The sequence below is a fragment of the Paenibacillus sp. TSA_86.1 genome, from assembly GCF_052691815.1.
The window spans coordinates 586749-602341 of the sequence record NZ_JBQZGE010000002.1 but is presented as its reverse complement, the minus strand read 5'-3'; the positions used below and the strand labels follow the sequence as shown (position 1 = coordinate 602341).

Here is a 15593-nt window from a genome sequence, read left to right as displayed (position 1 = left end):
CATGTGCCTGTGATCGAACCCTTATCTGAAATTGTACAACGACAATCGATTGAAGCTTTTCAGTCAGTGATACGCAAGTCGAAAAACGCGTTGCAAAATATGGTGGAGAAAGGAGCAAATACATCTGTTATAGAGAAACGGCTTCATGCGTTGATTATCAGTTTACATATATTGGAACATGACTGGAGTGGGAAAGGAGACCAACATTACGACAGCTTGGAAGTATCCGAGGCACGTCATGTAATAATAAATCTCCTTCCTTCTCTTGAACGAATGATGGAGAAGTCTGCAACTGGAACACCTCAATATACATTGCTCGAAAGAAGGATTCGAGCTTTCCAACTTGCTGCACATGCGATGGAACAGAAAGGAGTTGAAGTACTTGACAAAGAGTGATTCAAAAGGTAGTCTTCTTTTATGACAGTGATCACTGACATTCGAGTATAAGGAGAGCTTAATGTCCAATTCAAGTAAACGGAACACAAGAGAGAAGTTAATGTTAACGGCGATTGAGCTGATCTCGGTAAAGGGATATAAAAGTGTTACAACGCAGGAGATTGCCTTAACCGCCGGCGTAAGTGAGAAGACGTTATTTCGCCACTTTGGTACGAAACAAAATCTGCTGGAGAGCGCATTTGACGAATATCATTATTCCGCAGAAATGACACGACTTTTTGAGGAAAAAGTAGTGTGGAATCTGCATTCTGACTTATTGTTAGTCAGTAAAACCTATCATGAAATCATGCATAAGAACCGTAAACTATTCATGATCAGTCTGAAGGAAATGAATCATTTGCCGGAGTTAAGAACACGAACGATAAGACATCCCCAGCAGTTACTTGAGCTTTTAACCCGATATCTGCAAACGATGTACGAGCAAGGCAAGGTGATTCAGATCAACGCTGAATTACAGGCTTTCTCCTTCATGGCATTGAATTATGGCTTGTTTATTAACCATATGGAGGATCATGTACATTTTCCGTGGCTTTCATTAGAAGATGTGATTACCGAAAGTGTATGGACGTTCACTAGGGCGCTAACGCCCTAGTATTTTAAGTTATATTATGACAGTAAGTACTGACAGTCAATTTCGCGTATTTTTTTAGTAACGTAAGGAAAAGAGGGAAACGATGAAGACCACAGAGAGTTTAGAGATCCAGGATACATCTGCAACGGGCAAAGAAACTGCACTACTTCGCGTGCTTGTCTTCACTTTGATCATCTCTGTAATGAACGGAATGATGTTTAATGTTGTCTTACCCGTCATTGGAGATCAATTCGAACGATCGGCTTCTGAGACAAGCTGGATCGTTACTGGATATTTAATTGTATACGCCGTTGGTACAGTCACTTACGGGAAGCTAACAGATCGATATAGTATTAAACATTTAATCACATTTGGACTCTTATTGTTGGCTACTGGCTCCGTTATAGGAATTCTTTCTACTTCCTACTTTATGATTATTTTGGCTCGTCTGATTCAGGCCGCAGGGGCTGCCGTCATTCCAGCTCTGGCCATGATTATACCAGTTCGATATTTTCCGCCGAACAAGCGTGGTCAGGCACTCGGTACTTCTGCGATCGGAATCGCCCTGGGATCTGCGTTAGGTCCTATTGTTGCCGGATTCGTATCCAGTGCACTAAATTGGAAGTTTCTATTTGCGATTCCGCTACTTTCGCTGTTGACGCTCCCCTTCTATAGAAAGTATTTGAATGATGAGAGGGGAGGGTATGAAAAGATGGACTATCTCGGAGGTATACTGCTCGCCGTAAGCATTGGAGGCATTTTGCTCGCACTGACTCAATTAAATTTGTGGTATTTGCTACTGGGCATTGTAGCGTTAGCATTGTTTATCCTTCGTATTCTCCATGCAGCATCACCGTTTGTGCAACCAGCTGTTTTTCGCAACCGCTCCTATACATGGGGAATGATTATTTCATTTGTGTTAGTTGCATGTGGATTTAGCATTCCATTTATTATCCCGCAACTGTTAACCCATGTGTATGATGCTTATCCGGCTCTGACAGGTCTAATTATGTTACCTTCGGCTCTGATTGCAGCATTACTGGGAAGACGAGGAGGAAAGTTAGCTGATGATAAAGGCAATGTCTATTTGATTTATACAGCCTCAACGATGCTTGTTATCGGCTTTGTAAGTTTATCGTTTGCTAACGGTATATCGCTGTTTTTCATTTCATCTTTTCTAATCCTGGCGGTTCTTGGTCAATCGTATATGCAAATAGGGCTGTCCAATACGATCGCACAGACCCTTTCCAAAGAACAGGTCGGCATTGGTATGGGGTTACTGTCAATGTTTAATTTCATCGCGGCTTCTGTATCTACAACCGTTCTTGGCAAAGTCATCGACGGAGGAGCGCAGCAGTTGCATTTGAATCCTTTTATCAGCCTGTCATCTGCTTCTGTATATAGTAACCTATTTATTTTACTTGCTTTTATGGTTGTCGTGATGACTTTGGTGTATCGGTGGCACTTTGATCGTAAATTCCAAGCACGAAAGAATGAATCATCAACATCGATCTGATGCAGGTTCTTCATATAACAAGCCGTCTACGGTTTGTATCGTTTCAGAAAGCAGAAAAAGAGGTTTGTCATTAATGACAAGCCTCTTCTTTTGATAGAATGGCTCAAGCGAAATGGTAGAGACGCACACCATGCGAAGGCACATCTGCACGTAAAATTTTCCCGTCAACTTGTGCCTCATGGCCGCTCCATAGTTCAGTACCTTGGCTTGCCATGGAAGGTGATAAACCAATGCTCTCCATGTTAAGTTCTACAGGCAGCGCTTGCTGCTCTCCGACATTAAACAGTGCTACATAAGTGGACCCATCGTCATGTGCAGCAGTCCATACGATCAGATCTTCCTGGCGCAGCGCTTCTTTGGCATCATAACTCTCACGATGCATACGCAGAACCTCGCGGTTCGTTAGCAAAGACAGCGTCCAGTCGTCGTTATCTCGTAGCTCGCCGCCAAAGATGAGAGGAGAACGGAAGATACTCCACAGAGACATCATCGTCAATTGCTCATCCTTAGTGAATCTTGTCCACCGATCGGCTCCACCTCCATCCACAGAGCGAATACCAATGTGCCCCAGAGGCAACATATCACAATCCGGCCAACATCCCTCCTTAGGAAGGCCCTGCCACTTACGGCAGCGGTCGAACATATCTAGCAAAAGTGGCCATTGATCCCAGAAATCATCCGTTACCCGCCACATGTTAGCCTGTTCCGCGAAGAATTCAGCGTATTCCACGGGGGCAGGACCGGGAGACAGACTTAATACCATGGGACGTCCAGCACGTTTGATCGCCTTCGAGATCATCTCAATCTCAGGCTGATGTGTGTCATATAATCTGGAGGCAGCGATATCGTCCACTTTGACCAGATCAACACCCCATGAAGCATACAATTCAAATAGCGAATCATAATAGGCTTGGGCGCCTTCTTTGTTGTAATCCACGCCATACATATCCGTGTTCCAAGGACAGATGGAGTTGGTATGAGCGATCTCACGGGCGGTAGAGTTGGTCCCCAACAGAGCTATATTCGCATGAACAGCTTGCCTTGGAATTCCGCGCATAATGTGAATGCCGAATTTTAGTCCCAAACTGTGAACATAATCAGCAAGTGGTTTGAATCCCTGACCCTCCGCAGCAGAAGGAAAGCGATTTTCTGCAGGCATCAGACGTGAGTACTCATCCATAATCAGTGGAGCGAACGGGCGGTATTGTGATGAGTTTGCCAGAGGTTCATACCATTGAATATCAACGGTAATGTAGCTCCAGCCATATTCTTTCAGATGTGTAGCCATGTATTCCGCATTGCCACGAATTTCCTTTTCAGTGACAGCAGCGCCGTAGCAGTCCCAGCTGTTCCAGCCAAGAGGAGGTGTTGGTGCAACATGAGTATGATCCATTGAAAGGCTCCTTTACCTGAACGTAATTTAAATTATTGCTCTAGTCACATTTATCATAATGAACAGAAATACAATAATCTACAGTAATGTTAAGTCTTCAATAGCAATATATTGCGGTTAGTCGAAAAATAATTTCCGATATACCAGACTCTCGCCACCGCTTCGAAATTCCCCCGGTGTGAGTCCAGTTAATCCTCGAAAAGCTTTGATAAAATAACTTCCACTGGAGTATCCCACTTGTACTGCGATCTGTTCAATGCTTAGTGTCGTGCCCCGAAGTAATTCCATGGCTTTCTCGATTCGAACACGGGTGAGATAGGCACCTGGAGTGAGGCCTGTGCTGGCCGAGAATCTACGAATAAAGTGATATTTGGATAGTGCAACACGTTCTGCAAGCTGATCCACGCTGATCATACTGGCGTAATCGGTCTCGATATACTTCGTAGCCTGCTGAATATGTTCCGGCCAGTTCTCTCGATTATGACGTGCAGTCGTCTGTAAGCGAACAAGCTCTGTCATGAACTGATACACACTGGATGAGGCAATCAAAGGGTCCGTTATCCGCCCAGCCGCAGCATCCGTTACAATCATTCGCAGCAGTCGGATGGGAGTCGAATCCATGGGGAGAGAAGCAACCTCACCTGCTTCTCGCACAAACTTCTGCCAATGAGCTTGAATAAGATCAGGACGGAAGAGTAGGAAGATGAAATGCCATGGCTCAGCACACTCTGGATGATAATAATATCGATGAGCGCTCGGGATCTCAGCAAGAAAAGCCTGTCCGGAGGTCACACGGTATGTACGGTCTTTACTTTCATAAATACCTTCTCCAGCAAGGGTGTACTGAAATAATAGAAGACGACCATCCGTTCGATCCAGTCCATCCCAGTAATACGATGGATCAGTAATGATATCGCTCCCCGTTGCATAGAGCTTGCATAGGTCAAGTTCACGATCTTCGGCAAATCGAAAACCATAAGTACCTTTCATAATATCCATCGCTTTCCTCCAATCTTGGATACTCTGCTCAATGTACACTTATGTTCACTATTTAACTATCATTGAAGTTCTGAATCTGAAGGGTTGCGTGCAAACTTGCCGGGCGATGTTCCGACCAGCTTGGTAAAGGTACGAATAAAATTGGCATAATCGCCGAATCCAGACTGATAACAAGCCTCGGTAATACTCATGCCTTCAGTTAGGCAACTTTTGGCGAGCTCAATTCGGCGAGTAAGAATATAGTTTCGAATTGTAAGTCCGGTGTGTTTTTTGAATTGACGGCTGATATAACTGCTGTTGGTAAATAGTTTTTCTGATAAGTGCTGAAGTGTTAGAGATTCGGTCAGATTCGTTTCGATATAGTCCATCGTATTACGAACCAGTTCAGGCATAATGTCGGTGGGCACAAAATCCGTATGTTTAAAAGCCAGATTGGTCATGAGAAGCAGTCGGGCGATCAGCATATTTCTCATAATATCCGCACCGTAGTCTGAGATTAGCAACATTTGCTCCACTTGGGTTGCAAGATTGAGAAACTGCTCTAACTCCTCTTCATTCAAATGAATGATATTCCCCTTACCTTTAGGCCGATGTTCAAAACAGGCAGAGAGGTTGGTAGATGATGTGGATAAACGATTAAGATATGATTTTTGCAGATTAATTGTGATTCGTTCATATTCATTCTTGTCGAGTGCAAAGGACCGATGCATTTCCTCTGGACTTAAAACAATAAGATCACCTCGCTCCAGATGGTAACATCGATTCTCGATATAGAAATTCACATTGCCACGAAGAAAAATGTACAGCTCATATCCATTATGCCGATGGTAGAAAGTGCCCATATTGTAGGTCGTGACACGATGCAGATACAGCAGATCCATCTGAATGGGATCATACTGGTACTCCTGCGATTCATTCATATCATGAAATCCTCCTAATCGTTTGGCGCAATAAATATCACGATCTAAGCAATGAAATTGCGAACCTGAACCTATAAAATGGTACCATCCTAGCATCTTGGTTTAAAATTTGCAAGCGTTTTCTGAAGGAGTAGGGAAATAGAAAGGGAGGATTGTATGGAACTGATCTTTACCGCACGCAGTAGAAGGCAGGAAGGGACAGCCTATACTGGAATGAGCACGCATAATCTTCGGGCTGACGTAAATATGAGTGCCGGGACAGGAAGTGCAGATGAACCAAAGCAGGCACAGATTACCATTAAGAATGAAGACAGTCAAAGGTGGAGTGGAGTGATTCATGTAGAGCTTGCTTTTGACAAACAGCAGCCCAGATTTTTTCTGCCTGCCTTTATGTATGGTCGTAATCGGGGAGAAGCACCCCAAAATGTACCTAACGAATTTCCAAGAATTCGTGACGGAAAACCATCCCGCCCTTCATCCCCTTGGTGGATGGTTCGAAGTGATCGTTTATCGCATCCGGCTGCACTTGTTTATGATTCAGGCCGAATTGTCGGACTAAGCGCAAGCCCATATTGGGTGGAAAGCAAGCATAGTGGACAGAAGCAGCCGTGGTATCCGGGTCAAACAGGAACTTTTCTACAATATGGAGGTTTCACATGTTCAATCGAGAAAGGCACCGTTGGTTATACCTTAGGGTATGAGAATGCTCCGTTGCTGTTTATCAAATCAAGACTTGTGCACGAGCGCTCAGCCTTGGCAGAGAGCGTCTTTGTGTTGGAAGCAGGAGAATCGGTGGCGTTCACCCTTGAACTATATGATTATGATTCCTCTTCGCCCTTGGGTATTAACCCTGCATTAGAACATGTCTACCAAAAGTACCATGAACAGCCTAGACAAGGAAGCGACATCCGCACAGCCGTATCCGACCTGTCCGCTGCTGTTCGAGACTACGCCTGGCTTCCAGATGACCGTCACTATTCTACTTTTGTGTATGAAGACCCGGAGAGCGGGGGGTATCGATATAACAAAATCATCTCGATCAGTTGGACCAACGGCATGACCATTGCAACCCCCATGCTGCTTGCAGCATTGCGTCAGAACAATGAGCCCATGCGTCAGCAGGCTTTGTCCTGTATCACAAACATTATCGAAAATGCGATGAATCCAGAGTCAGGACTTCCGTATGATGCTTATCAGGATGGAAAATGGAGCATTAAAGGCTGGTGGTTTGACGGTATGCGTACACCAGGTCACTCATCCTATCTCGTTGCACAAGCCATGTTTTATATCCTGAAATGTTATGACTATGAATGCCGCATAAGGCAGATTAGACATGATGACTGGCTCGCCTATGTGAAGCAAGTACTGGAATGCCTGGAACGGAGCAAAAATGCGGATGGCGAATATCCGACGATATTGTCCGAGCGCACGGGTGCAGGCCTGGAGTATGACGCTTTTAGCGGGGCGTGGTGCCTCGCTGCGAAAGCTTATTACAGCTGGTTGACCAATGATTTATCCGATTTGGAGGAAATGAGACGCAGTGAAACACATTATTACCATGCCTATGTGAAACAGATGGAATGTTACGGTGCTCCGCTTGATGCGGACAAAGCAGTGGATTCGGAAGGTATTCTGGCATATATCAAAGCTCTCCGTTTCCTGCATGCACTCTCCGGTGAGGAGACGTTACTCCATCATATGAGAGACGCCATCAGCTACGAGTTCAGTTTTAAATTTTGTTATAACTCGCCGGTGCAGATTCCGCCGCTGAGTACATTGAACTGGTCAAGTTCGGGCGGAAGCGTCACTTCGGTAGCTAATCCGCATATTCATCCCATGTCGAGCAATCTCGTCGATGAGCTTTTATATTATCTTCAGCAACGTGAGGATGACTATATCCGTCAGCGTATGGATGATACGGTCGCTTGGGGATGTCAAACCTATAATCGTGTTGATGGTGAATATGGTTATGGCAAAAAAGGATGGATGTCCGAGCGCTTTTGTCACTCGCAAGGACTCGTTACGGAGACTTATGCCGATGGTACGCCGGCAAGCACTTGGTTCTGTCTGATGCCGTGGGCCAGCGGCTCCATCATCGAAGGTCTCGTTGGTGACTATTGGGATCAAGTCACCTCCAGCGATTGATTAGATATGATGATGCCTCCTAACGGGTTAGCATTGTGAAGGTTTAGGTTAGTTTTCTTCATTCAACGTAGCTGGGTAAACAAAGTAAACTGATGATGTGGTCTGCGCTTCGGGTCATATTGAGTCCTGTTTGTCATGTTGCTGGGCAGCAGTGAACCTTGGCATCTCTAGTGGAGGTATAATGATGAATTCAAAACAATTGTGGTTTGATCACGCTGCGGGGCAGTGGGAAGAGGCGTTTCCGATTGGAAACGGAACCCTCGGTGGTATGGTATTTGGAAGAACACATCTGGAGAGAGTGCAGTTAAATGAAGATAGCCTGTGGTACGGCGGACCGATGGAGCGTAACAATCCGCAGGCACTTCAATCGCTGGATAACATACGGGAACTTCTGTTTCGTGGACAGATTGGGCAGGCAGAGGAGCTTGCACTAGCTTCATTCGTTGGAGTGCCTGATGGGCAACGGCACTACGAGCCGCTTGGTGATTTCTATGTGGCCATGCATCATAAAGACGAGGAAGCAACGGAGTACCAGAGATATCTTGATTTGGAACAAGGAATTGCTCGCGTTCAGTATACATCAGGCAAAACCAAATACAAGCGAGAATGTTTTTCAAGTTATCCTGATCAGGTTATGGCTGTTCATTTATCTAGTGGTGTGCCAGGCGAATTATCATTCTCCGCTTTATTTGGCAGAGGTGCCATATTAAACTGGTCACCGTTATCGGGGGCGCTAAGACATCCAGTCGGTTTCCATTCTTTGATCGATCGAATCGAACAGCGCAGCAATGGCGATATGATCATCCGGGGCAGAAGCGGAGGAGAAGGGGGAATCCGCTTTTGCTGTGCAATTCGGGTCATGCATGAAGCAGGAGAGCTTCAGTATTCAAGCGGTCAAATATCACTGTTAAACGCTGATTCGGCAACCGTGCTCATAGCAGCATGCACCGATTTTCGCTATGCCAAGGAAGAGCTGGAGGCTGAATGTTTACGAAGAATAGATGCTGCCTCTGCCAAGTCCTATGAACAATTGCTTCAGAATCATATCACTGACTATCAGGCACTGTTCAAACGAATGGACTTACATCTGAAGGGAGAACACGCAGATACAAGTTACTTGGATTTACCGATAAATGAGCGGATCTCACGGATCAGAGCAGGTCAGGGTGACCCTGAACTGGTCAGTCTGTATTTCCAGTTTGGACGATATCTGCTGATCTCCAGCAGCCGGCCCGGTTCGTTACCTGCCAATCTTCAGGGCATATGGAACAAAGATATGCTTCCGGTATGGGACAGTAAATACACGATTAATATCAATACAGAGATGAACTATTGGCCAGCGGAGAGCTGTAATCTGCCGGAGTGTCACATCCCGTTATTTGATTTTATCGAGCGATTACAGTTGCGTGGAAGGGAAACTGCAAGCAAGATGTATGGTTGCAGAGGATTCGTAGCACATCACAATTCAGATATATGGGCAGATCCTGCTCCGCAGGATGTCTGCCTGACGTCGACCTTCTGGACGATGGGCGGCGCGTGGTTGTCCCTGCATCTGTGGGATCATTATGAATACGGCAGAGACAAGGATTTTTTGGTAAAAGTGTACGAAACAATGAAAGAGGCAGCGTTGTTTATTCTGGATTTTCTTGTGCAAGATCCCGAGGGGAATCTCGCCATTTGTCCTTCTTCCTCACCAGAGAATATTTACATACTGGACAACGGGGAGTCCGGTGCGCTCTGCTATGGGGCATCGATGGATAACCAGATTATTCGCGAGCTGTTTACACGGTGTATCGAAAGTGCACACATTCTGCAACAAGATCAGGAATTTGCATCACAGCTGCGTGCAGCACTAGCTCGCATTCCAGACATTACTGTGGGAAAATACGGACAGATTCAAGAGTGGAGCAAGGACTATGAGGAGCTTGAACCAGGTCATAGACACATATCACACTTGTTTGCGCTTCATCCGGGATCACAGATTACCCCGCAAGCAACTCCTGAACTGGCCAAGGCCGCTCGGATCACGTTGGATCGCAGATTACAGCATGGCGGCGGGCATACAGGCTGGAGCCGGGCCTGGATACTGAACATGTGGGCCAGGTTGGAGCAGGCTGAACAGGCGCATGACAACGTTGTGGAGTTGCTTAGTTCCTCGACGTTGCCTAATTTATTCTGCGATCATCCTCCGTTTCAGATTGATGGTAACTTTGGGGGCACCGCGGGTATTGCCGAAATGTTGCTCCAGAGTCACGGCGGCGAGATTCGTTTGCTTCCCGCATTACCGAAGGCTTGGCCGAAAGGTTCCGTTCGCGGGCTGCGGGCGCGCGGCGGATTTGAGGTAGATATGGAATGGTCGGCAGGGCAATTGATTCAAGCCAACATACGTGCAAGTGAAGCAAGTAAAGTCAACGTTTCTTATCTGGATCAACATGTGGAACTGGAATTCAAGAGTGGGCATGAGCCGATTATTCTAAAAGGGAAAGAGTTGATGTGACATTCAGTTTGGCAAAATATTTAGCTCAAATCATAAAAAATGAAGCGACTCAATCAGAAAAACTGGCGCTGGTATTCACCAGCGCCAGTCCGTATTCTAGTTGACTCAGTAGCTCTCTTAAGAATTATCTGTGGAAAAATAATATAATATCTTGAGTAATTTGTTTTATTATCTGTTCATTATCGAATTTGGCTTTAGTGTAGTATTCAATTCCTTTATTCAGATCATAAGAAAATGATGTTCCACTAAAAGAACTGAGGGAAACAGAATAAACGATTGATTCAAATTTTCCAATATTTATTTTTAACTCTGTCGGAATAACATTAACAAGATATTTCTGAGTATCATTCATGTTAGTACTGTATTTCCCAATGTAATTGGTGTTTAAGTTTTTAATAGTACTACTTAGATTAGAATTTTTCTGTAATGAACTGAAATCCTGTAGCATATCCATTTCAACTTGTTCTACCGAATTGGAAAGTCCTAACTTTGTGTAAAAGAATTTTCCAATACTCAGTGCCTTGTCAATGTAAAAACTCTGATTAATTACCTGTTTTCCTCCAGTAAGGGCTAGAATATAGGCATTCATAAGATAGATATCATCATTGTTTAAGTTGTAGATGCCATTCGAAATTAAAATTTGACTAATGTAAGATTGTGGGTCATAACTACCTTCAATATTGAAGGTTGCAAGCCCTTTGCCGAGTTCAGGACTTATCCCCATGCTCTGGTAATAAAAAATGCCGTGATTTATAATACTATCTCTATCTTCTCTACCTTCATCATAATAGTTTAAGTGAATTGCATAGTCTTTGAGATTGTTCAGTTGATCGGATGTAAGAGTTTGATTCACAGCTTGATATCCTAGATACTTTTCAATCAGACTAATCGTTGGGGTAACATTGTATTGAAAATCGCTATTGTTTATGAAAGGTTTTTGTAGAGGTTCCAAAGTAGAGAGACCAAGATAACTAAAATTGTCTGCAAGGAAATCATTTGGGGTAGTTCTGTAATGTGGTCTTACATAAGTTCCATCTTTGCGATAATATCCTTGAACAAAAACTAAATTACCAGTCGATATACTTCTTTCATATGTAGTACCTTTGTAAAGATTAACTATCAACATTTGATTAAAACTAGTACCTGTAACTGGCTCTGTATTTCTTCCTGGACTTGTAGAGTAACTCGAATTCGAACTCGAAGAACCGCCTCCACGCCAATAACCACTTACATAAGTCCCGTCTTTACGGTAGTATCCTTTTACATATTTCTTTGCATCCACATGGTCTGAGCAATAGAGAAGTGCAGGGGACAAGAGCACTAAAACTAATAGCACAGGTAGAATTTTCTTCAAATATTTCAACATACTAAACCTCCTATTATTTTGTCAGAATCATTCTAACAAATAATATTAAGGTTGAATATTAATTTATTTCAATTTAATGATCTTCTTATATTATGTAATATAAGAAAATCATTAGTAACGGTACAACTTGAATGTATCTACATAAGTTGAACTATTCTTTTAAACTTGAACGGAGAGAACAGTCTAAAACTGCTTGCTATGTTTCGCGCAATAAATTTGACGATTCATGCAATGAATTTGCTAACCGCAAACTATAGAATGAAAACAATATGTGCAAATTGCTGCAGAAATGTAAACGGTTTCTAACTATAATTAGAGCATACCGTTTTTTTGTTGATTAGCGGTAAGTGATTTATTTTTCGGTTGAAGGAAAGGGGAAGCTTAGATGTTAAAAGTATTGCTCGTCGACGATGAGATGTACATCCGTAAAGGAATGCATGAACTGATTGATTGGCACAGTCTCGGGATGGAGATTGCAGGAGAAGCAGAGAATGGGCTGGAAGCGCTGAAAAAGGCGGAGTGTCTGCAGCCCGATGTAATTATTACGGATATCCGAATGCCCATTCTGGATGGACTCGAGCTCATCCGTGCTGTAGAAAAGTCACCCACGCTGGAGCCCGTTTTTATCATCATTAGCGGTTACCATGATTTCAAGTATGCACAGCAAGCGATAAGGTACGGCGTTCAGGATTACATCCTCAAGCCGATTGATGATGAAGAAATGACCGCAACGCTACAGAAGGCGTCTAAACTGATTCGAAGCAGGCGTAAACATGTGTTTTTGGCAGAAGATCAGGCTAGCCGTATTATGCTGAAAGATATGATTAAAGGTCAGATTCGGGAAGAAGATGAAATTCGGTATGCGGATATGCTAGGTATCACTCGTCAGACGTCTTTGACAATTGTACTGTTTGAACTGCAGACAGGCTCGGAGAATAGAAAAGTTACAGTTCAACAGGTTAGTGATTTTATTCATGCTTTGGCAGACACTGACTTCGATCTGTATGTTATTGAGGAGCAACTGGGCAGATTTGCCTTGATTCTTCTATGGAAAGAACCATATCCGCAGAGGCACCAGGAAGATAAAATTCAATCTCTTCAAAAAATAATGAGCGCGCAGCTGGGAGCAGATGTAGGGTTCTATGCAGGTACAGTGGTGAAAAACATGCTTGATGCGCCGCGGTCTTATGCTGAAGCCGAGGAAGCCTCCAAACATAAATTCGCAGAATCTGGAAGTGTCGTGCGTTATACAGAAGTGAAGGACAAACCCTTATACGTATTCAATCTAAATCAAGAAGAGGTTGACCCGTTAATCCTGAGTCTGGAAGAGCGAAATCGCGTTGCATGTCATGCCATTGTGCACGATATGTTCAATATGTTTCATTCCCGTCGGTTTTCTCCTCAGGCCGTTACAGGTTCTTTACTGCGCTGCATTACGGGCATACTCGCTGTTGTGCATGAAATGGGAGGCACGGATGCAGGATTGCCGAAACTCAGGTTGTTAGCCGAGCATGGTCAGGATGGGTGGAATTTGCGCCTCTTGAAAGAAGCTTTCTTGAATGCACTGGAGGAAGCTGAGGAATATATTACGCAGCTGCGTATGGAACAGTCCAAAGGAGATATCAACAAGATCAAACGATATATTGATTCCCATTACACAGAGAATATCAGTCTCAAAAGCATTGCGGCCCAGTTTTATATGAATCCGGTCTACCTTGGTAGGCTCTTTCGTAAAAGTTACAATCAGTATTTCAACGAATATCTGCTTAATCTTCGCATTCAGGAGGCACAGAAATTGCTCCGTCAGACGGATCTGCGGATGTACGAGGTAGCTGCTCGAATCGGATTTCAGAATGCGGATTATTTTGTGACCCAATTTGAGAAAATCGTCAATATGACTCCAACAGCCTACCGTAATCTTCTGAAAGAGGATGGACAGCGGGGTGCCCAATGAAAAGGTGGAACCTGAATTACATGAAGCTTCGGGACAAACTCCTGCTGATGTACGTGTTATCGGTATTCATTCCGATTGTAGTGACCAATGTCGTGTTTTACCAAGTGACAACCGCTAATATCCGTAGCCAGAAAACTCGTGATGCCGGCGTTGCTTTAAACAATCTGAAGAGTGAGCTGCGAGTGACCATTGATCAGGGGGTAGGCTTGTCTTATTCCTTGTATGCCGATCCCATATTTAATGAGACGTTATCCCGTTCGTTCGAAAGTAACGCGGAGTATATTCGGGCATATAACTCATATCTCAAAGGAGAGTTTTCCGGTCAACTGAGTCAGGGGATTCGTTGGTACCAAGTGTATACTGATAATCCAACGATTTTGTCCTCAGGTTACATTGAACATTTAACCGAAGCCGTTCGTACCTCCCACTGGTATAAACAGATACAGGATAATGTGGTGCCTTATCCAACTTTGATTGCAGCCGATCAGATGTTGAGCCTCGTTCAACGGTTAAACAATGTGGACACGGGCGGAATCGAACAGTTACTCAAAATAGACTTTAATATGGATCTGCTCAAAGAACAGTTTCGCAACAGCGGTTTTGATGGCAAAGTATATTTGGTTGATCCGGGAGGTCGCATCCGTTTTTCAAATGATGCAAAATCTGAGGATACTCCGATCGGAGAGAAGTACAGCGAGATCGAGTTTTCCAACAAAACGATTCGGTTTGATCGTGTCTATTCTGGGATTAACTATCTGGAAGGATGGTCTTTGCAAGGCGTGATGGATGAGGAAATCGTGTTGCAGGAGGTTCGTCAATCACGATCCTTTGTCGTCTGGCTGGCGTGCATCAATTTTGTGCTGCCTACGATTATTATCGCGGCGATGTCCCGGTCCATTCATGTCAGATTGGTACGCATTCTCAAACATATGAAAAAAGTAAAAACGCAAAATTTTCAGACCATTCCTCCCGAAGATGCAAGGGATGAGATTGGTCAGTTGACAACTGAATTTAACCGGATGACGGAGACGATTCGGAATCTGATTGATGAAGTATACCTTGCAGATATTCAGAAAAAAGACCTGGAGCTGAAACAGCAACAGGCTCAGTTGCATGCATTACATAGTCAGATTAATCCGCATTTCTTGTTTAACACACTTGAATCCGTACGGATGCGAAGCTTGATTAAAGGAGAGAAAGAGACCGCTAAGGTCGTTCATCATATGGCGAAAATGTTCCGAAAGTCCATTAGCTGGAACCAGCATGAAGTGACTGTGAAGGAAGAACTGGAGTTAATCGACAGCTTTTTGCAAATCCAGAAATATCGCTTTGGTGAAAAGCTTCAGGTTCACATTGAGGCAGACCCGGCTGCTTTAACGTATCGCATTCCGAAAATGGTCATCTTGCCATTTGTAGAAAACGCCAGTATTCATGGCATTGAATCTACACCGGGTGAGGGGATGATTCGGTTGTACGTTACATTGGAAGGACAGGAGCTTTGTATTCAGCTGGAGGATAACGGTATTGGCATGTCTGCAGCTAGATTGGAAGAATTGCTAGGATATCTAGAGCAAAATATGGATATAGGCGAGCATGTTGGTATGAAAAATGCGTATAGCCGGTTGAAACTCAGTTACGGGGATCGGTTCTCTTTTTCCATTCAATCCGAAGAAAACAAAGGCACGAACATTCGAATCAGGCTCCCGCTGGATGAAGAGATATCTTAAGGAAAATGATGGCGCGATATACTTTTTGAAGAACAATGTACAGTTTCAT

At 44.0% G+C, this 15593-nt stretch carries 11 protein-coding genes; 7 read left to right on the top strand and 4 right to left on the bottom strand.

All coding sequences use genetic code 11. The features are described from left to right. Positions 1-9: 9 nt before the first annotated feature. The 3 genes from ACUTVW_RS08680 to ACUTVW_RS08670 all read left to right on the top strand — a co-directional run bounded on the left by ACUTVW_RS08680 (position 10) and on the right by ACUTVW_RS08670 (position 2543). Complete coding sequence (locus tag ACUTVW_RS08680) at positions 10-396, top strand: hypothetical protein (protein WP_445645397.1); 387 nt, start codon at positions 10-12, stop codon at positions 394-396. Positions 397-457: 61 nt separating this feature from the next. Then, entirely contained in the window at positions 458-1048 is a 591-nt protein-coding gene (locus ACUTVW_RS08675; protein WP_445645396.1) for a TetR/AcrR family transcriptional regulator, read from the top strand. An 82-nt stretch (positions 1049-1130) separates the two neighbouring features. Then, positions 1131-2543: an MFS transporter gene (locus tag ACUTVW_RS08670; protein WP_445645395.1), complete on the top strand. Its 1413-nt coding sequence runs from the start codon at positions 1131-1133 to the stop codon at positions 2541-2543. Positions 2544-2646: 103 nt separating this feature from the next. Here the strand turns inward: ACUTVW_RS08670 and ACUTVW_RS08665 are convergent, their stop codons facing one another. From ACUTVW_RS08665 to ACUTVW_RS08655, 3 genes are all read right to left on the bottom strand, one after another. Beyond that, on the bottom strand, positions 2647-3936 hold the full coding sequence (locus ACUTVW_RS08665) for a glycoside hydrolase family 27 protein (protein ID WP_445645394.1): 1290 nt from the start codon (positions 3934-3936) through the stop codon (positions 2647-2649). 117 nt (positions 3937-4053) lie between these two features. After that, positions 4054-4935 carry a helix-turn-helix domain-containing protein gene (locus tag ACUTVW_RS08660; protein ID WP_445645393.1) on the bottom strand — a complete coding sequence of 294 codons (882 nt, stop codon included), beginning with the start codon at positions 4933-4935 and terminating at the stop codon, positions 4054-4056. 59 nt (positions 4936-4994) lie between these two features. Then, on the bottom strand, positions 4995-5855 hold the full coding sequence (locus tag ACUTVW_RS08655; RefSeq protein WP_445645392.1) for a helix-turn-helix domain-containing protein: 861 nt from the start codon (positions 5853-5855) through the stop codon (positions 4995-4997). 156 nt (positions 5856-6011) lie between these two features. Between ACUTVW_RS08655 and ACUTVW_RS08650 the strand changes: the two genes are divergently transcribed. Both ACUTVW_RS08650 and ACUTVW_RS08645 read left to right on the top strand, forming a co-directional pair. Then, positions 6012-8000, top strand: a complete 1989-nt coding sequence (locus ACUTVW_RS08650) for a hypothetical protein (RefSeq protein ID WP_445645391.1) — start codon at positions 6012-6014, stop codon at positions 7998-8000. Positions 8001-8181: 181 nt separating this feature from the next. Then, complete coding sequence (locus ACUTVW_RS08645; RefSeq protein ID WP_445645390.1) at positions 8182-10497, top strand: glycoside hydrolase family 95 protein; 2316 nt, start codon at positions 8182-8184, stop codon at positions 10495-10497. 124 nt (positions 10498-10621) lie between these two features. Here the strand turns inward: ACUTVW_RS08645 and ACUTVW_RS08640 are convergent, their stop codons facing one another. Then, complete coding sequence (locus tag ACUTVW_RS08640) at positions 10622-11863, bottom strand: hypothetical protein (RefSeq protein ID WP_445645389.1); 1242 nt, start codon at positions 11861-11863, stop codon at positions 10622-10624. Between the two features lie 385 nt (positions 11864-12248). On the opposite strand from ACUTVW_RS08640, the gene ACUTVW_RS08635 reads away from it, so the two are divergent. Both ACUTVW_RS08635 and ACUTVW_RS08630 read left to right on the top strand, forming a co-directional pair. Next, positions 12249-13817, top strand: a complete 1569-nt coding sequence (locus tag ACUTVW_RS08635) for a response regulator transcription factor (protein ID WP_445645388.1) — start codon at positions 12249-12251, stop codon at positions 13815-13817. Continuing rightward, positions 13814-15544 (top strand): cache domain-containing sensor histidine kinase, encoded by a 1731-nt coding sequence (locus ACUTVW_RS08630; protein ID WP_445645387.1) that lies wholly within the window; start codon positions 13814-13816, stop codon positions 15542-15544. Before ACUTVW_RS08635 ends, ACUTVW_RS08630 begins: the two co-directional genes overlap by 4 nt. The last annotated feature ends 49 nt before the right edge of the window (positions 15545-15593 follow it).

Coding starts and splice junctions, on each gene's coding strand:
- ACUTVW_RS08630 (WP_445645387.1), top strand. CDS start 13,814: ATGAAAAGGTGGAACCTGAATTACATGAAGCTTCGGGACAAACTCCTG.
- ACUTVW_RS08650 (WP_445645391.1), top strand. CDS start 6,012: ATGGAACTGATCTTTACCGCACGCAGTAGAAGGCAGGAAGGGACAGCC.
- ACUTVW_RS08660 (WP_445645393.1), bottom strand. CDS start 4,935: ATGGATATTATGAAAGGTACTTATGGTTTTCGATTTGCCGAAGATCGT.
- ACUTVW_RS08640 (WP_445645389.1), bottom strand. CDS start 11,863: ATGTTGAAATATTTGAAGAAAATTCTACCTGTGCTATTAGTTTTAGTG.
- ACUTVW_RS08655 (WP_445645392.1), bottom strand. CDS start 5,855: ATGAATGAATCGCAGGAGTACCAGTATGATCCCATTCAGATGGATCTG.
- ACUTVW_RS08665 (WP_445645394.1), bottom strand. CDS start 3,936: ATGGATCATACTCATGTTGCACCAACACCTCCTCTTGGCTGGAACAGC.
- ACUTVW_RS08675 (WP_445645396.1), top strand. CDS start 458: ATGTCCAATTCAAGTAAACGGAACACAAGAGAGAAGTTAATGTTAACG.
- ACUTVW_RS08645 (WP_445645390.1), top strand. CDS start 8,182: ATGATGAATTCAAAACAATTGTGGTTTGATCACGCTGCGGGGCAGTGG.
- ACUTVW_RS08670 (WP_445645395.1), top strand. CDS start 1,131: ATGAAGACCACAGAGAGTTTAGAGATCCAGGATACATCTGCAACGGGC.
- ACUTVW_RS08635 (WP_445645388.1), top strand. CDS start 12,249: ATGTTAAAAGTATTGCTCGTCGACGATGAGATGTACATCCGTAAAGGA.